Annotated in this window: 16 protein-coding genes; 7 read left to right on the plus strand and 9 right to left on the minus strand. The window is 37.7% G+C overall.

Annotated elements, in window-relative coordinates; translation table 11 throughout:
* Window positions 1-6 precede the first annotated feature (6 nt).
* On the plus strand, window positions 7-1,692 hold the full coding sequence (menD, locus tag IFO69_RS02440; protein ID WP_192007713.1) for a 2-succinyl-5-enolpyruvyl-6-hydroxy-3-cyclohexene-1-carboxylic-acid synthase: 1,686 nt from the start codon (window positions 7-9) through the stop codon (window positions 1,690-1,692).
* Between the two features lie 628 nt (window positions 1,693-2,320).
* Window positions 2,321-3,301 carry a hypothetical protein gene (locus tag IFO69_RS02445; protein ID WP_394354454.1) on the plus strand — a complete coding sequence of 327 codons (981 nt, stop codon included), beginning with the start codon at window positions 2,321-2,323 and terminating at the stop codon, window positions 3,299-3,301.
* 91 nt (window positions 3,302-3,392) lie between these two features.
* Here the strand turns inward: IFO69_RS02445 and IFO69_RS02450 are convergent, their stop codons facing one another.
* Together IFO69_RS02450 and IFO69_RS02455 are read right to left on the minus strand one after the other, a co-directional pair.
* Window positions 3,393-4,685 carry a serine hydrolase domain-containing protein gene (locus IFO69_RS02450; RefSeq protein ID WP_192007719.1) on the minus strand — a complete coding sequence of 431 codons (1,293 nt, stop codon included), beginning with the start codon at window positions 4,683-4,685 and terminating at the stop codon, window positions 3,393-3,395.
* Between the two features lie 81 nt (window positions 4,686-4,766).
* Window positions 4,767-5,600 (minus strand): 1,4-dihydroxy-2-naphthoyl-CoA synthase, encoded by an 834-nt coding sequence (locus IFO69_RS02455; protein WP_192007723.1) that lies wholly within the window; start codon window positions 5,598-5,600, stop codon window positions 4,767-4,769.
* A gap of 166 nt (window positions 5,601-5,766) precedes the next feature.
* Here IFO69_RS02455 and IFO69_RS02460 point away from each other — a divergent pair, with 166 nt between their 5' ends.
* From IFO69_RS02460 to IFO69_RS02470, 3 genes are all read left to right on the plus strand, one after another.
* A complete protein-coding gene (locus IFO69_RS02460) occupies window positions 5,767-6,837 on the plus strand; it encodes an AMP-binding protein (RefSeq protein WP_192007726.1) in 1,071 nt (356 codons plus the stop codon).
* 132 nt (window positions 6,838-6,969) lie between these two features.
* Window positions 6,970-8,295, plus strand: a complete 1,326-nt coding sequence (locus IFO69_RS02465) for a cytochrome ubiquinol oxidase subunit I (protein ID WP_192007729.1) — start codon at window positions 6,970-6,972, stop codon at window positions 8,293-8,295.
* Between the two features lie 3 nt (window positions 8,296-8,298).
* Window positions 8,299-9,321, plus strand: a complete 1,023-nt coding sequence (locus IFO69_RS02470; protein WP_192007732.1) for a cytochrome d ubiquinol oxidase subunit II — start codon at window positions 8,299-8,301, stop codon at window positions 9,319-9,321.
* Between the two features lie 116 nt (window positions 9,322-9,437).
* Here IFO69_RS02470 and IFO69_RS02475 read toward each other — a convergent pair whose 3' ends face one another.
* Complete coding sequence (locus tag IFO69_RS02475) at window positions 9,438-9,947, minus strand: gamma carbonic anhydrase family protein (protein ID WP_192007735.1); 510 nt, start codon at window positions 9,945-9,947, stop codon at window positions 9,438-9,440.
* A gap of 146 nt (window positions 9,948-10,093) precedes the next feature.
* On the opposite strand from IFO69_RS02475, the gene IFO69_RS02480 reads away from it, so the two are divergent.
* Entirely contained in the window at window positions 10,094-10,816 is a 723-nt protein-coding gene (locus tag IFO69_RS02480) for a YceI family protein (protein ID WP_192007741.1), read from the plus strand.
* A gap of 79 nt (window positions 10,817-10,895) precedes the next feature.
* Entirely contained in the window at window positions 10,896-12,146 is a 1,251-nt protein-coding gene (locus IFO69_RS02485; RefSeq protein ID WP_192007747.1) for an anthranilate synthase component I family protein, read from the plus strand.
* Window positions 12,147-12,150: 4 nt separating this feature from the next.
* Here the strand turns inward: IFO69_RS02485 and IFO69_RS02490 are convergent, their stop codons facing one another.
* From IFO69_RS02490 to IFO69_RS02515, 6 genes are all read right to left on the minus strand, one after another.
* Window positions 12,151-14,601, minus strand: a complete 2,451-nt coding sequence (locus IFO69_RS02490) for a GumC family protein (RefSeq protein WP_192007758.1) — start codon at window positions 14,599-14,601, stop codon at window positions 12,151-12,153.
* Between the two features lie 3 nt (window positions 14,602-14,604).
* Entirely contained in the window at window positions 14,605-15,411 is an 807-nt protein-coding gene (locus IFO69_RS02495; RefSeq protein ID WP_192007763.1) for a polysaccharide biosynthesis/export family protein, read from the minus strand.
* Between the two features lie 201 nt (window positions 15,412-15,612).
* Window positions 15,613-16,662, minus strand: coding sequence for a dTDP-glucose 4,6-dehydratase (gene rfbB / locus IFO69_RS02500; RefSeq protein WP_192007768.1), 1,050 nt, complete (start codon window positions 16,660-16,662; stop codon window positions 15,613-15,615).
* Between the two features lie 103 nt (window positions 16,663-16,765).
* Window positions 16,766-17,806 (minus strand): NAD-dependent epimerase, encoded by a 1,041-nt coding sequence (locus tag IFO69_RS02505; RefSeq protein ID WP_192008954.1) that lies wholly within the window; start codon window positions 17,804-17,806, stop codon window positions 16,766-16,768.
* 230 nt (window positions 17,807-18,036) lie between these two features.
* A complete protein-coding gene (locus IFO69_RS02510; RefSeq protein ID WP_192007774.1) occupies window positions 18,037-18,984 on the minus strand; it encodes a PorP/SprF family type IX secretion system membrane protein in 948 nt (315 codons plus the stop codon).
* A 29-nt stretch (window positions 18,985-19,013) separates the two neighbouring features.
* Window positions 19,014-22,103 carry a T9SS type B sorting domain-containing protein gene (locus IFO69_RS02515; RefSeq protein WP_192007779.1) on the minus strand — a complete coding sequence of 1,030 codons (3,090 nt, stop codon included), beginning with the start codon at window positions 22,101-22,103 and terminating at the stop codon, window positions 19,014-19,016.
* Window positions 22,104-22,267: the final 164 nt, after the last annotated feature.

Here is a 22,267-nt window from a genome sequence, read left to right on the forward strand (position 1 = left end):
AAAACCTTGATAATCCAACCGATCGTAGACTTGGCGGCCATTTGCGCACGCAAAGGAATTAAAAACATCATCTTGTCTCCTGGATCAAGATGTGCACCTATTACCTTGGCTTTTGCAAGGCATCCAGAATTACATTGTAGGACTATTTCAGATGAGCGTTCTGCTGCATTTATTGCACTTGGTATGGCCCAACAGTTAAAAAAACCTGTTGTCTTGGTTTGTACCAGTGGAACTGCAGCTCTTAATTATGCTCCTGCTGTAGCCGAAGCCTACTTTCAGCAAATTCCATTACTTGTCATCACTGCCGACAGACCAGCGGAATGGATTGACCAGTGGGATGGACAAACGATTCGGCAAGAAAAAATTTACGGAAACCATATCAAGTCGAGTTACACTTTCCCTGATGAATTTTCTACAGATGATAAGATTTGGCATGCCCATAGGATCGTCAATGAGGCCATTAACAATTCTAGTAATTTCCCCGCTGGTCCTGTCCACATCAACATTCCCCTGAGGGAACCATTTTATCCTGACGCTAATGAAGCTTTTAATTACGCTCTCCCTGTCCCAATTGTGGATCAGGTCCAAAGTGAAATAACATTAGAAGAGGAAGCGAAAATTAAACTCAAAAATACACTTGAAAGGTTTAATCGGATCCTGGTTGTTCCGGGGCAACAAACTCCTTGTAGAAAAAGTCAGGAATTTATTGATCAAATTGCACAGAGGCATCAAGCTATAGTAGTAACTGATACAATTTCAAATCTACAATCTGAACATACGATCAATTACCATGATCAATTTCTACCTATCTATGGTCATGGAGGTCTATACCCTGACTTAATTATAAGCTTCGGGAAGTCCATCATTTCCAAATCCCTAAAACTATTCTTAAGAAAGTCTGGTGCCGAACACTGGCATATCCAACCTGGAGGATATAGCCCAGATACTTATCAAGGCCTTTCCAAGCTAATACATTCGTCGTCAACTTCATTTTTAAAGTTCTTGTCTGAAAGCTTAGAGGCAAAAGAAAGTGAGTTTTCTAAAGCATGGAAAGTCGCTAATGAAAGTATCGGCCATAGCTTACCAAAAGTGCTAGAGAATGCTGAATTTGGAGAATGGAAAGCAATTGAAACTATTCTGAACAAGGTTCCTGAACACTCAAAAATACACTTGGCCAATAGCATGGCAGTACGTTATGTCAACTTTCTCGGACCAAGAAAGCAGGAAATCATATGTAACCGTGGCACAAGCGGCATAGATGGTTCCAACAGTACAGCAGTAGGTTGTACCTTCACCACCAAAGACTTTGTTACTTTGTTTACTGGTGATTTGGCATTTTTCTATGATCGTAATGCTTTTTGGCACAATTACACTTACAACAATCTAAGAGTTGTTCTTTTGAACAACCACGCTGGAGGTATTTTCCGCTTGATTGACGGTCCTAGCAGGCAACCTGAATTGGAAGAATTCTTTGAAACCAAACAATCTCTAAATGCTGAAAATTTGGCCAAAGATTTTAATTTTCACTATTCAACTGCTTCCAATAAAGAGGATCTAGATGAAGCCTTGCTAGATTTCTACCACCCATCTATTAGACCAAGGATATTGGAAATAACTTCTGACAGCAAAAAAAATCAAGAAGTAATTACTTGGATAAAAAGTAGCTTATCAACAACGCTAAATAAAAAATAAAAAACATTTCTATTTATAAATATTTGAATTTCAGTATTTTAAATATTAAAATTAAAAAGTTTTTAATTGTTGGTTTTTAGTATTACCCCCCATACTCTTTTAAAGAAGAAAAATAACTGTTTTCAATACGTAACTTTTAAATTTAATAATTATGAAAAAGTCAATTTCTTTAATTTCAGGACTTACATTGATTTTAATCTTCTCAATCTTTTTTGATTCCAAATGTAAAGTAGAATCCCAGTGGTATGAAATAGAGTATACCACGCAGGTTACGAATAGTGGTGTATCTGGTAACAACTTGTATAGAAATCCCAGGAAGTGCTTGTAATATGGTAAACTCAATCCACAGAACTAATATTTCGGTAATAGCTGAAGCTTTTCTAGGAGCAATATAACCATCACTATAATCTAGCATCACGACTTGTTTGCCGCAGATGCTAGATAATTATTTCACAAGATTTATCCTGGTAAAGTCATGGCAAAACTTTTTAAACAAACCACTTTAATAATTTATCTAGGCTCTATTTTCTCACTCTGTTCTTGTCTTAAAGAGAAAAGCTATTTTCTTGAAGAGCAAAAAATAACCTTAAAAGACAGTCTTTCCATAAACTACCATGATCTACCGTTAATGAATGAATTATCTTCATGGAGTTTTGGAGATGACACTTTCTTATATTCCTATCTTTACCTGGACTCATTGGGAATTTTCCAATACAATTTCAGCAATCAACATTGGATCACTAATTATTTTGATCTTGAAGGCCCAAATGGGATAAAGTCTACTGGCCCATTTACCTATTTAAACGACAGCCTTCTAGTTAAAAAAGCTTCTGGCCAATTTGGATTCCAACTAATTAATCTCAAAAATAAAGGAATAAAAAACTATTCTTTTGAAAATGGGGAATACAACATTTTGAACCTAAGTCCCTACTCAGTTTATTTTGACGGCACAATCATTGGACTCCCAATTCGAAAATTTATTCCCTCTGGCACTCCTAATTTCACCCAAATCTCACCTGTTTATGGCTTTTACAATTTAAATAAAGGACATTTTACCCACTTCATTTATTTCCCTGAAGAATTCCAAAATAACAGTTGTAGCTCCAACTTCTTAAAACATACTTTCTTGGTCACTGATGATAAAATAATATTAAACTTCCGCAAATCCCATTTTATTTATTGCTATGATTTGAAAGGAAATCTAATCTCAAAGGCTGATCTCAGAATTAGAGGTGTAAATATTGAAAACCGAGGGATATTTCAATATCCATTTCAAAACATGACCAACACTGAATTTACTGGGAATTACAAGAACTTGATATTCGATGGAGAATTCTATTATAGGACAGCTTTGGTATATCCAACCATTGGAAACTCGCTACCAAATGGTTTTCAAGAAATTCAACAGGCCTCAAATTCTTCTCTTTTCAAAATCATTAAATGTGATCGAAATTTAACACCAGTTTCCACTGGCTATTATTCTGGGGCACCATCTAAAAATGGTCTTGGTGACGGCCGCTACTTTATATTTAACAACCATCTCTATTTCTGGCATCTAAATTCCCCTGATGAGGGAATTGGAAATTTCACCTCAATACAAATCAATTAACTCTTATTTACGATTATTTATTTTTCCATCAAATATTTTTTTCAAACATCCTATTCTCACTTATGAGCAACGGACATTTGTTTAAATTTATTTAATCATCTACTGCAGCCCCTACCATCTGCCTGAATTTCCAGCCTGTCTGGTCATTCACTCTACCTTGGGTCTGCTTCATCAGAATGCCAATGACTTGCTCTTTTGGATCGGCAAAATATTGGGTATTGAAATATCCTCCCCAATCAAAAGTACCTTCACTTCCCATTCCTCCGTGATCCTCTCCTTTCTCAGTCACCACACCAAAAGCCAAACCATAATATTTATTATCTCCTCCAAATAAGTCTCCAGTTTGATTTCCCATTATAGATGCTACAGTTGTTCTACTCAAAATTCTTACGCCGTTCAGGTGACCACCATTCAAATACATCTGTAAAAAAGTTGCATAGTCCTTGGCTGTACTACTCAAACCTGCTCCACCTGAAAAGAAAGCTCTAGCTCCCACCTTTGGATAATTGGTATCATAAAAAGTAACGGGATAGGGCATCCATTTCCCTTCTTTCTTCTCTTGGACAGTAACCAACCTATTCCCCTTATTTTTAGGGAGATAGAACCAAGTATCATCCATTCCCAATGGGTCGAAAATTCTTTCCCTTAAAAACTCATCAAAAGGCTTTCCGGAAACTACTTCTACTAAATACCCTAAAACATCCAAGCCTTCACTATACCTATACTGCTCACCTGGATTAAAATGTAATGGCAGTTTGGCCAGTTTCTTCACACTCTCACCTATCGTTATATTTTCTGTGGTAAAAAGGTCAGTCACCCCTGCCTTGGTATAGATCATCCTCATCCTTTCATCACCATCGATTACTCCATAACCTAAGCCAGATGTATGTGTCAATAAATGCCTGATAGTAATTTCTTTGTTCGCAGGGATTGTACTATAAGTAGTGTCTGCATATTTGAATCCGCTTAATACTTGTGGTTTTTTGAACTCAGGTATATACTTTGAAATAGGGTCATCCAATTGAAACAGTCCTTCTTCCCATAGGATCATCACTGCTGTGGAAGTAATGGCTTTGGTTTGGGAAGCAATTCTAAAAATTGCGTCTTTCTTCATTTCAACACCAGCAGTATTATCTGCCATCCCATATGCTTGGTGGAACACAATTTTTCCATCTTTGGCGATCAAGGCTACCGCTCCGGGTATATTTCCTGAATTTACTTCATCGCTGAGCATTTCTCCAATTTTATTCAGTCGTTCTGAAGACATGCCTACACTAGAAGGAGTCCCATCAGAAAGTGGTGATGATTTTAAAGATGTTTTAGTTTGTGCATCTGCATGGATTGCTATAAGCCATATGACTACCGCCAATAAAATTTTCTTCATAGTACTTAGGTTATTAGGGTAATATAAAAAAAGACCTGCATTATTCCGTGTGGTAGTATGCAGGTCTGAAATTCAATTATATTAAGGAATCCACTTAATATCCTTAAAGTTAGGTTTTCGCTTTTCCAAGAAAGCATTTCTTCCTTCCTTCGCCTCCTCTGTCATGTAGGTCAAGCGGGTGGCTTCCCCTGCAAACACTTGCTGTCCTACCATGCCGTCATCCGTTAAATTGAAGGCAAACTTCAGCATTTTGATGGATGTTGGAGATTTTTCCAAAATTTCCTGAGCCCATTCAAAAGCAGTAGTTTCCAACTCTTCATGGGGGATCACAGCATTGACCATTCCCATTTCATAAGCTTCTTGGGCTGAGTAGTTTCTACCTAAGAAAAATATTTCCCTGGCACGCTTTTGACCAACCATCTTAGCCAAATAGGCAGAACCATATCCACCGTCAAAACTGGTGACGTCTGCATCTGTTTGCTTAAAAATGGCATGCTCTTTACTAGCCAATGTCAAATCACATACCACGTGAAGACTATGCCCTCCACCAACGGCCCAGCCTGGAACCACAGCAATGACCACTTTAGGCATAAACCTGATCAGACGCTGTACCTCCAGTATATTTAATCGGTGCATCCCATCATCACCTACATACCCTTGCTCTCCACGGGCTTTTTGATCACCTCCGCTGCAGAAAGAATAAACGCCATCTTTAGGTGATGGACCTTCAGCAGAAAGCAAAACGACACCTATCGATGTATCTTCTCTCGCATCCAAAAAAGCTTCAAACAATTCGCTGGTTGTTTTGGGGCGAAAAGCATTCCTTACTTCTGGGCGGTTAAAGGCAATCCTTGCCACTCCCCCACATTTTTTATAAGTAATGTCTTCAAATTCCTTGACTACTTTCCAATCCATTTTAACTGATAATTTGATTCATTTTGATTTCTATGCAAGATAATAGCCTCAACGGTATTAATCATGGATCAAGACATTTTTGTAAAGCCTTAACTCCTCACAAATTCACTTTCTGAATTTAAACCTACCTAAAATGGTTTAATTTGCAGGAAATTTAGTTGGAAGTATGATCATTATAGAAGACCATCAATTGACTTTTGAAACCATCAAAAAAGGAGATTGGAGCCCATTCCCTCCATATTTTCAGGAGTCCCTTTTGTTTTGCAAAGATTGGTTAAATGGTAAAGAAGAATTCAAACTCCAAACCTCCGGGTCAACAGGTAAGCCTAAAACCATTTCTATTAAAAGAATCCAAATGGAGAACAGCGCAAAAGCCACTGGTGACTTTTTCAAAATAACTCCTGATTCCAAACTACTTTGCTGCCTAAATACAGCCATGATTGCCGGTAAAATGATGCTCGTTCGAGCAATGGAATGGAAAAGCAAAATCCATCTTATCGAACCAAATGGACTTCCGCTTAAAAGCTTTTCCCAAAATCAAAAGTTCGATTTCGTAGCAATGGTCCCCGCTCAAATAGAAAACTGTTTAAGCGATATTGAAAGTACCCCACTACTTAAAAACATTAATAGCCTGATTATTGGTGGAGCTCCCCTTTCGAATGAATTGCAAAAAGAAATCGCTAAGCTTCCTTGTAACAGCTTTCAGACATACGGCATGACTGAAACTGTCTCTCACATTGCCTTGGCAAAAATTTCTGGAACCGCTCCACTTGTGTACCGTGTTCTTCCTGGGGTCGAAATCAATACAAATGAAAACAATCAATTGGTCATCAAAGCTCCAATGGCCCTTCATCCATTAACCACCAATGATATCGTCAAGATTATATCTCCGCAAGAGTTCATTTGGAAAGGCCGATCGGATTTCACAATCAACTCTGGAGGAATCAAAATTCAACCAGAAGAAATAGAAAAATTAATTTCCTCTAAAGTCATTAAGCACTTCAATAATAGCCGATATTTCATTTCATCGGGACCGCATAGTAAATGGGGAGAACAAGTGGTATTGATCATCGAAAGTCAGGAACCATCAGATTGGAATGCAGCTAATTTTAAAAAAGAATTGCGAGTAGTTCTGGAAAAATATGCTTGTCCAAAAAAAGTTTATTTCATAGAAAATTTCATTGAAACGACATCCGGTAAAATCAACAGGCACAAAACCGCCCAACTCACCCAATAAAAGTTTAGGCCTCTTAAAAAACCATCTTTTAACCACTTTTTCAGCTCATAATTATTAATTTAGTCTAGCCAACTTCATGACTCAAATACCGTAAATTGAAGCAAGGATTTATGAATTTTTAACCTTTCCGTTATGGATGATTTAATGGCCGCCAGATCCCAAATGGCACTCTCTCTGGGCTTTCACATCATATTTGCCTGTATTGGCATGATCATGCCATTCCTGATGGCTGTTTCCCATTACAAATACCTCACAACCGGAAAAGACAAATACAAAACACTCACCAAAGCTTGGAGCAAAGGGGTGGCCATTTTCTTTGTTACAGGGGCTGTTTCGGGCACCATGCTTTCTTTTGAATTGGGCCTCCTATGGCCTGAATTCATGAAACATGCAGGACCTATTTTTGGGATGCCATTTTCACTTGAAGGTACCGCATTCTTTATTGAAGCAATTGCTCTGGGATTTTTTCTTTATGGCTGGGATAAATTCAACCCATGGTTCCACTGGTTCACAGGAGTAGTTGTTGGTGCAAGCGGGCTGGCATCCGGTATTCTGGTAGTGGCTGCCAATTCTTGGATGAATTCCCCAGCAGGTTTTGATTTTGTCAATGGAGAATACATCAACATTGATCCAATAGCGGCCATGTTCAATGCCGCTTGGTTCAGCCAGGCTTTGCACATGATTTTGGCCGCCTTTGTAGCCACATGCTTTGCTGTCGCGGGCATACATGCCTGGATGTTATTAAAAGGAAAAAATAGCGCCATTCACCAAAGTGCATTAAAAATTGCTTTGACCATTGGAGCCGTCGCGGCAATATTGCAACCTATCAGTGGAGATATTTCAGCCAAAGATGTAGCAAAAAGACAGCCTGCAAAATTGGCAGCCATGGAAGCCCATTTTCATACCGAAGAATCTGCTGACCTCATTATCGGGGGAATTCCCGATGAAGAAAATAAAACGGTCAATTATGCAATAAAAATCCCTGGAGCATTAAGTTTTCTCGCCCATGGTGATTTTGAAGCCGAAGTAATAGGCCTAGATCAAATCACTGAAGAAGAACATCCCCCCGTAACAGTAACCCACTTTGCGTTTCAGATTATGGTAGGCTGTGGGACATTATTAATGCTGATAGGACTCACTTGGCTGTTTGGATTATGGAAATCAAAAAAATACATTTTCTCTAAAAAGTATTTAACAATAGTGGCCTTAGCTACGCCTTTGGGCTTCATAGCTGTAGAAGCAGGTTGGTTTGTGACTGAGGTAGGAAGGCAACCATGGATTCTTTATGGAATAATGAGGACCTCAGAAGCAGTAACTCCGATGCCTGGAATCGTCTATTCATTCATTCTTTATTCTGTAATATACCTATCCTTAAGCGCGATAGTATCTTTACTGCTCATCAGACAAATCAAAAACTTAAAAGAAAATCAGGATCTTTCGTTACCACTAAATCAATAAAACATGCTCTATGTAGTTATTGCATTCTTATACTTATCGCTATTATTTTACCTTCTTTTTGGTGGAGCTGATTTTGGTGCAGGGATTATTGAGTTATTTGCAGGAGGTTCACAAAAGGAGCGAACCCGCTTACTTACATATCAGGCAATAGGCCCAATCTGGGAAGCCAATCATATGTGGCTGATCATTGCCATTGTAATCCTTTTTGTGGGCTTTCCGGAAATTTATACGACGGTATCTCTATTCTTGCATATTCCATTATCCTTATTGCTGATTGGAATTATTGCAAGAGGTACAGCTTTTATATTCAGGCATTATGATGCAGTAAAAGATCATTTCCAGAAGGTGTACAATCTTATCTTTGTCTACTCTTCTTTTATGACACCTTTTTTTCTGGGCATCTTGGCAGGTACAGTAATTTCAGGAAGAATTGACACGGAAGCGCCAGACTTTCTATCCGCATATATCTTACCTTGGACAGGACTATTTCCTCTAAGTATTGGGATTTTCACCGTTATCATATGTGGTTTTCTAGCAGCTGTTTACCTGATAGGAGAAGCTACAACAGATGAAGACAGAAACCTCTTTAGAAAGAAAGCTTTTCGCATGAACATCCTCACAGTCATAATGGGCGCTGTGGTCTTTTTGATTGGTGAGTTCGAAGGAATACAGCTATTCAAACAATTGTCGCAACATCCTGTTGGCTTTATAGCTTTGGCATTGGCTACTACATCACTTCCTATTACTTGGTATTTGTTGAAAAAGCAAAAAGTATATTGGCCTAGAATTTTGGTTGGTTTTCAGATTACCATGATCTTATTAACTCTTTTTGCTAGCCAACATCCAGACTTTATCATCTTGAAGGGAATGACTTTGACATTGGAAGAAATGGCAGCTGGTGAGGCAACTATTTTCAGCTTAGGCATGGCATTGCTCATTGGGAGCATTTTCATTTTACCTGCCTTGTTCTATTTGATCTACAGTTTCCAAAAACGCCCAATAACAGTGTCAAAAGCTAAATTTTAAAAAAACAATAACCTGATAAACTTTAATTCTCCAATTAATAGGTCAAGAAAATTAATCAAATTCTTAACTACCCTATTTACCTTAAACGAATAGAATAATACGTTGCAGGTACTTGCTTATTGATACCATTTTGAATACATAGGGTAATTCTTTGCAGTTCTTTTGATTACTTCAAGCATTTCATCTCCCGTATCTTTCACCTTTTTTGCCGGAATGCCTGCATAAATACTATTCTCTTCAACAATGGTACCTGCCAAAACTATAGCACCTGCTGCGATCACGGCACCACTATGAACCACCGCATTATCCATTACTACAGCATTCATTCCAATCAAAACATTATCATGGATGGTACAACCATGCACAATAGCATTATGGGCTATAGAAACATTGTTTCCAATATAGGTACCTGCTTTTTGATAAGTACAATGGATGATGGCTCCATCTTGGATATTGGTACGGCTACCTATTCTGATTTCATGAACATCTCCTCGAACTACTGCATTAAACCAAACAGTGCATTCCTCTCCCATAATTACATCTCCCAACACCGTAGCATTATCCGCCAACCAACAATCATTACCCATCTGGGGATATTTTCCGTTTATTTCCTTTATCAAAGCCATAATAACGCAATAAACTATACTTCAATTTTTTCTAATAAAATTAATATTCAAAACTAGATTTTTTAATGACATTTTGAACCTTTTTTCCTAATTTTAAATTTCAATGTATATACACATAAATTCAGTACATTCTAAATTAATCGATTATGAAACTATTTAAAACAACCGGCTTATTACTTGCTACTGTGCTTTTGGCTGTTGCTTGTGGCCAAAAAAGCGAAACAGTAGAAACCACAGAAGCTCAAGAAGTAGCAGAAGCCACTGGCAAAACAGTTAGTGTCAACACCTCAGAAAGTGCTGTATCATGGACAGGTTTTAAACCAGCTGGAAAACACTTTGGCACAATCCCGGTAACTGGTGGTGAAATCAGCATTGAAGGAGATGCCATTACTAGCGGTACTTTTACCTTTGACATTACTGGTCTTAAGATTGAAGACATGGAAGAAGGAAGCGACAGCTATGGCAAGCTTCATGGACACCTTCACTCTGCTGACTTTTTCGATGTAGCAAACTATCCAAGCGCCACCTTTGAGGTTACATCTGTAGAACCTTTCGTAGCAGGCAGTAATATCGAAGACAAAGAAGAGTTTGAAACAGAATTTACACCTAACACCCTAAGCGAGCAAATGGTTGAGAATCCTACTCATTGGATCAGTGGAAACCTAACCATGAGAGGCACCACTAAAAACATTAAATTCCCTGCAGCTGTTTCTATACAAGATGGAGCTATATCTGCAAAAGCAGGCTTTAACATTGACAGAACTGACTGGGGTTTGTCCTACAATGATGAAAGCTCGGCTGTAGACAAGGCGAAAGATAAGTTCATCTACAATACTGTAAACGTTGGTTTTGAAATCAAAGCTAACTAAGCGACTACCTCCAAATAAACTTAAAGAGGAATTCTGCCGAATTCCTCTTTTTTTATGCCCTTTCCTTTAATTTTAAGGCATGATTGATAACAGTGCCAAGAAATACCCTCTGCCTACTGAATGGGCTGAAAAGTCAATTGCCTATGTTTGCGAACATTTCAGATTTGTTTCCTATCACAATCCAAACGACATCCCATACCCTAATGGAGGGTTTGATCATGTTCTCTTTGCCGGAAATCATGAGATCGATTGGAATCAATTGTCCAAAATTTCAGGGCCAAAAGCGGGGATTTTCAATTATGATTTGAAAAATAAGTTTGAAAGACTGCATAGCCAAAATCAAGCCCTTGTCAGTTGTCCTGAAAGTTTATTTTTCACCTCTGAACTTACCATTAGATTTTTTGACGATTATGTTATCATTGAGCATGAAACACCCAATAAAATCCATGACGAAATCACTTATAATAGACTTAATAGAAAGCCATTCCAAATAGGACCTATCCACATCAGGACTTCAAAGGAGCAATACCTCAACAACATAAAAAAAATCCAAAGGCACATCAGGGAAGGAGACATTTACGAGCTGAACTATTGCATCTCTTTTAACGCCGATTTTAAGGAATTAGACCCCGTGCGTTTATTTCAAGATCTTGGAAGTAAATCCCCCATGCCTTTTAGCAGTTTTTTTAAGGCTAACCAACTTTATCTAGTCGGAGCTTCACCAGAGCGATTTATTCAAAGAAAGAATGATAAAATCATTGCTCAGCCCATTAAAGGAACCATAAAAAGAGGAAAGACATCAGAAGAGGATAAAATACTTCAAAACACTCTTAGACACAGCGAAAAAGAAAAAGCTGAAAACTTGATGATTGTAGATCTCATGAGAAACGATCTCTCTAAAGTGTCTGCGACTGGCTCCATTAAGGTAGACGAACTGTTTGGCATTTATCCTTTTAAACAGGTTTCTCAAATGATCTCAACGGTATCCTCTACCCTTAAATCAGGGGTTACGTTTGAAGAAATCATCGCAGCCACTTTCCCGATGGGTAGCATGACAGGAGCTCCGAAAATAAAGTGCATGGAACTTATAGAAAAATACGAAGATTTTAAGCGTGGTTGGTTCTCAGGAACGGTTGGTTATATAAATGAAAATGGGGATTTTGACTTCAGTGTTATTATAAGAAGTATCATCATTGACACAAAACAAAAACACCTCTATTTTGCCGCGGGAAGCGCCATTACCTATGACGCAAATCCAGAATATGAATACGAGGAATGTCTTCTTAAGGCAAAAGCTATTATTGAAGTTTTGGAACAATCAAATCTTTAAAACATCACCCCCTTAGCCTACTTATCAGACGACTTAACCAAGCCTCTGATTTTGGATGGGCATCTTCCTCATAATAGTTACCAGTATATTTGTTTTTTCTGATATAGGAATAATTATAGCCATAGCCATAATTGTACCCACCAAAGTCATACACATCACCACCAGCTTTCAATCCATTAAATACACAGTAAAAGTCTTTAACTTGATCATTTTCATATAAGTCATTTATCATCAAAAGATATTTTTTTTGCGTATAATCTTGACGAACAATGTAAAGATTTACGTCTGAAAACCTTAGTAAGTCCATCGTCTCAGACACCAAAGCCAAAGGAGGTGTATCCATAACAATCACATCAAATTCCTTTTCAAGCTCATTGATGAAATTTTCAAGTTTATTTTTCAAAAGTAGCTCAGCAGGATTGGGAGGTATTGGTCCAGAAGGGACAAAATAAAGATTTTCATACTTGGTTTGATGAACAATCTCCTCTTTGGTTGCCTTATCCACTAAATAGGAGGACAGACCTTTTTTATTACTTACCCCTACATATTGAGCTATCCTTGGTTTTCTAAGATCCATTCCTATGACACATGTCTTTTTGCCGCTCAATGACATAGCCGAGGCGATATTTAAGCTCACAAATGTCTTCCCTTCCCCCGAAACACTGGAGGTAACCAAAATCCGCTTGCATTTTCTTTCACTGGCAATGTAGAACAATGCCGACCTAATTGACCGAAATGATTCTGAAACAATAGCTTTTGGAAATTCAGCCACCAGCATGTTGGTTCCCCTCTCACTATACCCTATTGTACCCAAAAGCGGGATTCTGATAGCAGTTTTCAATTGCACCTGGTCCATTATTCTATTATTTAAATAATGGTAGAGCAATAAAATCCCCAATGGAATGAAAAGCCCTAAACCCAGTGCCATCCCATAATTCTGTGATTTTTTCGGAAAGATCAGATTCCCTTTTCTAGCATAATCCACCACACTGTTATCTGGTACATTGGATGCTTTTGCAATGCCAGCCTCTGCTCGCTTCTCCAGCAAATAGTTATATAAGTTTTCTCTTAATTTATATTCCCTGTAGATATTGGTATAACTTGATTCCGCTTGGGGCAATTTAGAAAACTCTCTATCAAATTCAGCCAGTTTCAATTCTGCTTCCCGCTTCTTTTCCTCTGTATTAGCCACAAGGTTTTTGATATTCTCAAAAATATTTTCTTTCAATCTTTCAATCTGATCATTCAGTTTTTCGACGTCGGGATGGTTCTCATTTACAGTCGAAAGCAATCTCCTTCTTTCCATTGAAATGGTAATTAGGCTTTGGGTCATGCCGTTCAACAAGCCATCAGAAATACCCATCATAGATGGAGCCAAAATTTCACCGTAATCCTCTGATCTGTTTTCAAGGTATGATTTCAAGGAATTATAATAACCCAACTCAAACTCCAATTCTTGAATATGGCCTTCCAAAACATGAATCCTACCTAAAACACCACCAAATTCGGATTCCAAATCGAGCAGCTTATTTTCTACTTTGAAGTTGAGCATCCTTCTTTCTGCAGACCGTAAGGAGTCTTCTACAATAAACATCTGCTCATCAATGAACTCCAAGGTATTCTCAGATATCAAGTTCTTTTCCCTCAAATCGTATTGAATATAGGCATCCATTAAGGCATTCACATAATCCCTTCCTTTCTCTACCACAGTAGAAACCAAAGTCACTTGAAGCACAGACCCATAATTATTTTGGGGCCTTACCGAAACTGCATCGGAATAATGATCAATCAAAGCAGATGGATTATGTATCACAAAAGAAAGCTTATCCCCAACTCTCATGCTCTTTACCTTCTCTATAGAAAATTTCGAATTGGAAGACTCAATAACTTCTCCAAATGTATACCTCTTCTCAATAATATTTTCATCTACAGGACCATTGGCTTTAGCGGAAAAATAATTGGCGATGCTTTTCTCCTCTCTGCTCAGGACAAACTCATCTTCACCAACCAAAGTGAGCTGAATTAATCCATTTTCAAGTTGCAAGTGATCCCAGTCTACATTTACCCTAATCGGTGATTTGTCGTACAGCTCAACCTCCTTAATATTGGTTGAAGCAAAATAACTCACATCGAAGTGTAAATTCTTCAAAGCTTCAGCGGCAAGGTTTTTAGAGGTAAAAATTAAAATATCGTTCTCCATATTGTTCATTTCAGAAAAAATATTGGATCTATCCAATATTCTAACCTCAGGCGAAGCGTTTCTTTTAATCAAAATACTTCCTCGAACTTCATACCTCTCCACAGTGTAACGATGGTACAAAAAAGCCACCGTAAGTGCCATCAAAACACTAATGATATAAATCGGCCAATACCTTGAGTATTTGATGATATAATACTTAATATCAATGGGTTTCGACTCTTCCTCAAACTTCGATATATCTTGTTGGTCTATCATCTCTTAGTCTTGAGTAATGGCCACTATGAACAGAACAGAAGAAAGTATCCCTACCACTAGTGTCAAGGTAGAAGTAATATTGTTTGCATCCCCTACCTGTCTGATTGACATTGGTTGGAGATAAAGGATATCATTCGGTTGAATAAAATAATAAGGAGACGCTAGCAAAGCCCTATCGTTAAGATTGATCTGATGAATTTTGACCCCACCATCATATTGCCTGATTAAGTACAATTCATTTTTCTTCGCCAAAATATTGCTCTCTCCGGCCATTGCCAATGCATCGAAAATAGTGGCCCTGTTTTTCAATATGGTCTTGGTACCTGAATTGGAAAACTCGCCCAAGGTGGTAAACCTTATCCCCCCTGTTCTCAACCTTACAAAGACCTCCTCCTTAAAATATTCATTGATTTCTGACTCCACTTTCTTTCTAGCTTCCTCTTCTGTCAACCCTGCGATTTTAATCAATCCTAACTTTGGGATTCTTACCATTCCGTTTTTATCGATGGAATACCCCGTAAAATAAAATATATCACCTCCTCCTGAAGCTCCTCCGTTTCCTCCTCTGGCATTTCTCGATCCTTGATATTCAAAAACCTTGGTAAGCTCTTCATCGGATGAAGCAAAGTCTATATCAACCACATCAAACGGTTGCAAAATATATTCATATTCTACATCAGCATAAGGGATAAACTCATTCAAATCAATTGGCTCATTTCCCGGTAAATTTTGAAGGTAATTTAATCTTTTGTTACTAACGCATGAGATGGAGAAAAGCGCTATAACCAAAACAGACAAAAGGTGTTTCATCCAAGCTATGTTGATTTTTAGTAGTATCAAATATACTTAAATATATAAGTTATGAAAATCTAAAAATGGCTTTAAGATGCAATCAATCACCCAAATCCTGCAATTAGCGTATAAAAAACAAAAAAGAATAGCCAAAGTGATTCTTTGGCTATTCGTATCTTTTAATGATTCAAAAAGATTTTTTACGATTTTTTAGATTTTCTAGTTTTTGTAATGGTTTTTATAATATTCTTGATAATCTCCAGAGGTTACATGCTGTAACCATTCTTGATTTTCCAGGTACCAATCTACCGTTTTTTCTATCCCTTCCTCAAACTGTAAAGAGGGTTTCCAGCCCAATTCTTTTTCCAACTTAGTCGCATCAATGGCATATCTTAGGTCATGGCCTGCTCGATCTTGTACAAATGTGATCAACTTCTCAGACTCTCCTGCTTCCCTGCCCAATTTCCGATCCATGATTTCACAAAGCAACTGGACTATATCAATGTTTTTCCATTCATTCCAACCACCAATATTATAGGTTTCCCCTCGCTTACCCTGATGAAAAACAACATCTATAGCCGCAGCATGATCCACTACATACAACCAATCACGTATATTTTCTCCTTTTCCATAAACCGGAAGTGGTTTATTATTTTTAATATTATGAATGCACAACGGGATGAGCTTCTCTGGAAACTGATTCGGACCATAGTTATTTGAACAATTACTGATTACCATCCTCAATCCATAGGTATTGGCATATGCCCTCACGAAGTGGTCAGAAGAAGCTTTAGAAGCAGAATAAGGAGATTGTGGATCATATGATGTAGTTTCGGTAAAGAATCCACCATCATCAAGGGAACCATACACCTCATCTGTAGATACATGATAAAACAAATGATCCTTTTCAGATTTCCATTGTCCTTTGGCCACATTCAATAGGTTAACCGTTCCAATCACATTTGTTTTAACAAAAGCCAATGGATCTGATATAGACCTGTCTACATGAGATTCGGCTGCCAAATGAATGACATCTGTGATACTATGCTTGGTAAAAACTTCCCCTATTCCGTTCTCATCAAGAAGATCTACTTTCTCAAAAAAATAATTATCTGAATCTTCTACTTCTTTCAGGTTTTCAAGATTTCCAGCATAAGTCAGGCAATCCAGGTTAACCACCTTGTATTCAGGATATTTCGAAACAAATAATTTCACGACGTGACTACCAATGAAACCCGCTCCACCTGTAATTAAAATTGATTTTTTCATGAAAATTTTAATTGTCTTTTAATCTAACCCCCACTACCTTTTAGCCAAACTAACAGACAAATTTAATGCCTTAGTAGACAACTACACAATTTTCATATTAAAACTATTCCTTATAATAATCCATGTACCAGGAAACAAATGCATCTACTCCTTTTTGGATAGGAGTATCTGGCTTATAACCAGTATCTGAACAAAGTTCAGTCACATCAGCATAGGTGGCGGGAACATCACCAGGCTGCATGGGCAGCATTTCCAAAATAGCCTTTTTATTGGTGGCCTTTTCAATCGCATGGATAAAATCCATCAAGTTTTCCGACTTAGAATTACCTATATTATAAATTTTATAGGGCGCTTTGTAAAAAGTAGCACCTTCTTCTTTTTCTTCCTTTTTTGGAGGAAGCAAAGAAGCTCTATAAACCCCTTCAACTATATCTTCTACATAAGTGAAATCACGCTTCATTTTCCCGTGGTTAAAAACTTTTAAAGGTTTTCCTTTCAAAATAGCATCAGTAAAAAGAAATAAAGCCATATCAGGCCTTCCCCAAGGGCCATATACCGTAAAAAACCTCAACCCAGTTGTGGGAATCCCATACAGGTGACTGTAAGTATGCGCCATCAATTCATTGGATTTTTTGGATGCCGCATATAAACTAACTGGGTGATCTACGTTGTCTGAAGTGGAAAATGGCATTTTTGTATTGGCTCCGTAAACTGAGCTGGATGAAGCGTAAACCAAATGTTTAACTTTATGGTGTCTGCAAGCCTCCAAAACATTCAAAAAACCTACAATATTAGCGTCCACATAAGCCCTTGGGTTTTCAATAGAATACCTCACTCCTGCTTGAGCTGCTAAATTAACAACTACATCGAACTTTTCTTTTTCGAAAAGATGCATCATCACATCCGTATCTTCCAATTTGGTTTTCATAAATGAAAAGCCCGTAAAAGTACTGGAAATAACTATTTCATGATCCTTAACATCTTCGCTAGCAACTCCTAAGTCCTCTAACCTTCCAAACTTTAGACCTACATCGTAATAATCATTAATACTATCAATACCAACAACCTCATGCCCCTCCGTTAAAAGTTTTCTTGACATTCCATGACCAATAAAACCAGCTGACCCAGTCACCAAAAATTTCATAGTATAAACACATTTTAAGCCTCCTGTCCAATAGGCTTGCATTCCAAATTGATTAAGCTGTAAACAAAACTAAACAAATATATAAAAAAGCATTAAACATCAAAATAAATGCTTTTTACAATACATAAAATCTATTGCAGATTGAATCTATTTTTGTCTAATTTTGTACGAATATAAAAAAAATCGTATTCGAAGAATACGATTTTTCCATTTGGGACAATTCCAAAACATTACCACATTCCAAAAATCCCCTTATCAGTCTTGTTAAATAACCTGATGGATGCCATAAACTCGTGTGTACTTCCATACATTTTGGCTTGACTTCTGGTAGAAACTTCATAAATATACCCAACACTGAATCTGTCCATTACAAAGCCTGTTTGTAAACTCGTAGAGTAATCAACCCGGTGTCCAACACCTAACCAAACCTTATCCATAAACAATGCCTTAAAATTAAATTCAGCATTGTAAGGTAAATCTTCTTGAAGCCTGTATAGAACATTTCCGACCAAACCTACATTTTCGCTTACCGTTCCTCTGAACCCTGCCTGAAGGTTATAAATTGGAGGCCTTTTGGCATAGAAATCATCTCCACTGGAAATTTTACCTGAAGCCACGTTTTGCATGGAGTATCCTACGTAATAATTTTTATGGATCAATGATATCCCTACATTAAAATCAAAATACTTCATTTCAGCAAACCCTCCCATATACTTTGCCAGAGACGGATCATCTGATTGCTCTGGTGTCAAAGCATTCCCATCTAGTTCAGTATTCATATACTTTATACCCGCTCCCAAACCAAGATGGTGCTTTTCCGAAAGCTGAATTCTAGAAGTATAATTAAGCAATAATTCTGTTTCTGTAAATGGGCCATGTTTATCATACATAATGGCTACCCCTATGGCATTTTGACCAATAGCTCCAACACTATCAACTCCGTTTATTTGAGAAAAGTCACCTTCCACACTTCCAAAAACAGTTTTCGGAGCGCCTTGAATCCCATTCCATTGATTCCGCACCACACTTTTGGCACTACTTCCCTCCAACCCCACCAAGCTCGGGTTGTAATAACTCTGAAAAGAACTAAAGTGGCTGATATATTTTCTACTCTGTGCAGATACTCTGACCAAACTCAAGGGTAAAATGATGATCAATAATATAAATATCTTTTTCATGTCTTCTTCTTTTTAGCACAAAAGCCTATTTAATTTCTGATTAAGGTGAGCATCCCTCTTCTTTTTTGCCCACCTCCCAGCTCTACTACATAATAGTAGGAACCTACCGGCATAGCTATTCCTTCATATCGCCCGTCCCATCGATCTTTAGGGTCAAATGTGACAAACACCATTTTCCCACTTCTTTCGAAGACCATAAGTTTTACATCATCATAAAACTGCAATGCCCTGATGCCCCACTCATCATTAATACCATCTCCATTAGGGCTAAACACATTAGGGATATTCAAATCATTCAATTCTGGTTTGGTCCTAGTAATCATAAATGCTTTGGTGATCACATTTCCAACCCTATCAGTACTAGAAATAGTTATGGTATACTCGTGTTGATCATCCGGCATTTGTGCAGGGTCAAAAAACAATCGATCGCCCAAAATGTAAAAATACTGTTCATCAGCATGGTCCCCGGTCAATGAATAAGTATGCTCATCATCATCAGGGTCTACCGTAGTTAAAATACCAAGTGGTGCATTTGGGTCATCTTCTACTGAAAATTCATCTTCACTAAGTAGAATATCTGTAGGAAGCTCCTTTTCTAAAACAATAATGGTTACACTTGGTCGCAGTTCTGATGGATTAGTATATTCACTGCCCGTGAGGTCTAAATCACCGAAATTCTGATAGACATTAGGCTCTAAGCTATTGTAATCCTGAATATCCCAGTTAACATTTACCATGACTTTCTCTCCGGAAATTGTAACTACTTCAACCTGATCCGGTAATGGCACATCTTCTATCGAAGTCCCCCATTTCACTGAAATCTCCTCTGGTTCAGCCACTGATTCTATGACATTACTTTTTAAAGTAATGGTAAACTTAAACTCAGTAACATTCCCACTTCCATCCATAGCCATGATGGCTATTTCAAAAGGCTCATTGTAACCACTTAACACTGTCCCTCTCGCAGGGGATTGGTTAATCATCGCCAGACCGCAGTTATCAGAAATCTCAAGGATATCTAAATAGTCCTCAAGGACATACTCTCCACTTTCCCCAACATATATATCAATATTTTCTTCTACTCCATTCACAGTCGGAGCCAGTTTATCTGACACATTAATCGTTACATCATGTTTTAACACTTCTCCATCAGGATAGGAAATTGACAATGTGATTAGATTATCCCCAATGTTACTACAGCCAAATGAACTCTCGCTTAATGCAAAGCTAAATTGATCCATTGTTACACAGCTTGCACTAAACCCTGTAACAATATCTTCATAACTCAATTCTGCTGTCCCTTCATCTCCTAGCTCCAAATTCACATCTTGAATTACAAATTCAGGAGCTTCATCACTTTCAACCATTACATTTACTATTGTAGTAGTTTCATTCCCAGCTAAATCGGTTGAAGTGATGACCACTTCATTTTCCCCCACATGATCACAAGTAAAAGTATCATTATTCAAAGAAAGCCCTATCTCTGATAAAGTTGAAAAATTGTCTGAAACGGATTCTATTATCCTATCAGGAGTAATCGTTACTGTGCCATCTTCTCCCAACTTAACTACCTTATCCATACCTTTTAACACAGGTCCTGTCATATCGATAATTAATCCAAAAGGCTCACTTCCATCACTCTCATTACATGCCCCATCTACCGATTTCGCAGTTATTTCGAAGCTACCTTCCTTAAGATCAAGACTTGTAGCATCAAAACTCCAATTACCTTCAGCATTTGTTGTCACTTCACCTACTTCATCGTCATTAACAAGAACCTTTACAGACATACCGGCTTCTGCCGTACCTGAAATCTGTAGGGCGGCAGTGTTCGTAATACCATCATCCACCGAGCTTCCGGAATCAGGTGTAACACCTGTTACTACTGGAACATCTGGTGCCGTTGCGTCAATGGTGATATTATTTTCTACAAGATCTTCGGTTTTAGTAAAAGTAAGGTCAGTCAGAGCGTTTCCTGCCTCATCCAAAATGGAAGTTCCATTTAATATTAGTGATTTGATCTCAATTCCATCTGCTTCAGAATCTCCCCCTTTAATTTCATAACTAAAAACCAAATCAGTTTCAGTGCTTGCTTCTAAATCAAATACAGCAGGCACATCCCCTGAGTCCAAGGTAATAGCCAAAACAAAATCACCTCCAGATACACTAACAGCTTCACTCAGCACTAAATGAAAAACTAATTTATTCTCTCCACATATGGCATACACTCCATCTTTAGGTAATACTATCTTAGTTACATAAGGTCTGATACCATCTACTAAAATCCCAGAAGTATCAGGAAAAGTACTTATGGCTAAGTCAGCTGCTTCCTCCACATTATCTGCAATTGAAGCTCCCTCAAGTAATATCTCAGGTGTAATCACCACTCCATCACTATCTAAATCCCCCTCTTGAACCTTGTAGATAAACACAAGCCTATTTGTCCCTGATCCAGAGTCATAGTACAATTTATCCTCCTTACCCCCTACATTGATAGGCAAAGAAGGTGTGCCGTCCTTTACAAAAACCGGTTTGTTAAAAATAAAAGTGACTTGAATGGTCTGGTCTATTCCATACAAGTCATTTTCAGAAACGAGAACATTGGTGATTACTGCTTGTATATTTTTTATTCTAATAATTCGACTTTTACTTTCACTAACATTTCCGTCAATGTCAGTTATAGTGAAAATCACAATTCTATCCTCGGAATTGGGCACCACAGATACGTTATTATAGGTTAGCTTTTGAAGAATCATTTGATAGACTTCCAAATCAGCCTCCCCTGTTATGCTTAGCTCCCCATTTGTAAAATCATAATTAACGGTCAACCCATAATCCCTAGCCAAATCAACCACGTCAGGATCAATAGTGATAAATTCATTTCCACCATCAGGGTGATTGCTAAGCTTAACTATCGCCTTAGAGGCTTTATCGGAGTCTGCGTCTGAAACTGTAACCCCTCCGTCTATGGTCACAGCCCCCTTTCCAGCTTCAAATTCAGTGAAACCAGGTGTCGTAGTAATTACTGGAGATACCCCTGCTATATAGTTGGTGGATAGCGAGAAGGTACAGGTGATAAACATTACTCCAATAATTGTTAAGAGTAGAGTTTTTCTCATGTGAAATTAGTAAGTAGTCTCAATTAACGTCTTTTAGAGTATTATGAAATTCAAAAATGTTGGTTCAAAATACACAAAACTTTATTCATTATTGTTCAATTATTGCAAAATAAAATTTTTACTATGTGTGTGAATAGCAAATATAGTAATGTATTTCAATTTGC

It is taken from the genome of Echinicola arenosa (genome assembly GCF_014841125.1).
GTDB lineage: Bacteria > Bacteroidota > Bacteroidia > Cytophagales > Cyclobacteriaceae > Echinicola > Echinicola arenosa.

What these genes read in the sequence shown, in the direction of transcription:
- IFO69_RS02445 (WP_394354454.1), top strand. Translation starts at nt 2,321, where the DNA reads ATGAATGAATTATCTTCATGGAGTTTTGGAGATGACACTTTCTTATAT.
- IFO69_RS02450 (WP_192007719.1), bottom strand. Translation starts at nt 4,685, where the DNA reads ATGAAGAAAATTTTATTGGCGGTAGTCATATGGCTTATAGCAATCCAT.
- IFO69_RS02455 (WP_192007723.1), bottom strand. Translation starts at nt 5,600, where the DNA reads ATGGATTGGAAAGTAGTCAAGGAATTTGAAGACATTACTTATAAAAAA.
- IFO69_RS02460 (WP_192007726.1), top strand. Translation starts at nt 5,767, where the DNA reads ATGATCATTATAGAAGACCATCAATTGACTTTTGAAACCATCAAAAAA.
- IFO69_RS02465 (WP_192007729.1), top strand. Translation starts at nt 6,970, where the DNA reads ATGGATGATTTAATGGCCGCCAGATCCCAAATGGCACTCTCTCTGGGC.
- IFO69_RS02470 (WP_192007732.1), top strand. Translation starts at nt 8,299, where the DNA reads ATGCTCTATGTAGTTATTGCATTCTTATACTTATCGCTATTATTTTAC.
- IFO69_RS02475 (WP_192007735.1), bottom strand. Translation starts at nt 9,947, where the DNA reads ATGGCTTTGATAAAGGAAATAAACGGAAAATATCCCCAGATGGGTAAT.
- IFO69_RS02480 (WP_192007741.1), top strand. Translation starts at nt 10,094, where the DNA reads ATGAAACTATTTAAAACAACCGGCTTATTACTTGCTACTGTGCTTTTG.
- IFO69_RS02485 (WP_192007747.1), top strand. Translation starts at nt 10,896, where the DNA reads ATGATTGATAACAGTGCCAAGAAATACCCTCTGCCTACTGAATGGGCT.
- IFO69_RS02490 (WP_192007758.1), bottom strand. Translation starts at nt 14,601, where the DNA reads ATGATAGACCAACAAGATATATCGAAGTTTGAGGAAGAGTCGAAACCC.
- IFO69_RS02495 (WP_192007763.1), bottom strand. Translation starts at nt 15,411, where the DNA reads ATGAAACACCTTTTGTCTGTTTTGGTTATAGCGCTTTTCTCCATCTCA.
- rfbB (WP_192007768.1), bottom strand. Translation starts at nt 16,662, where the DNA reads ATGAAAAAATCAATTTTAATTACAGGTGGAGCGGGTTTCATTGGTAGT.
- IFO69_RS02505 (WP_192008954.1), bottom strand. Translation starts at nt 17,806, where the DNA reads ATGAAATTTTTGGTGACTGGGTCAGCTGGTTTTATTGGTCATGGAATG.
- IFO69_RS02510 (WP_192007774.1), bottom strand. Translation starts at nt 18,984, where the DNA reads ATGAAAAAGATATTTATATTATTGATCATCATTTTACCCTTGAGTTTG.
- IFO69_RS02515 (WP_192007779.1), bottom strand. Translation starts at nt 22,103, where the DNA reads ATGAGAAAAACTCTACTCTTAACAATTATTGGAGTAATGTTTATCACC.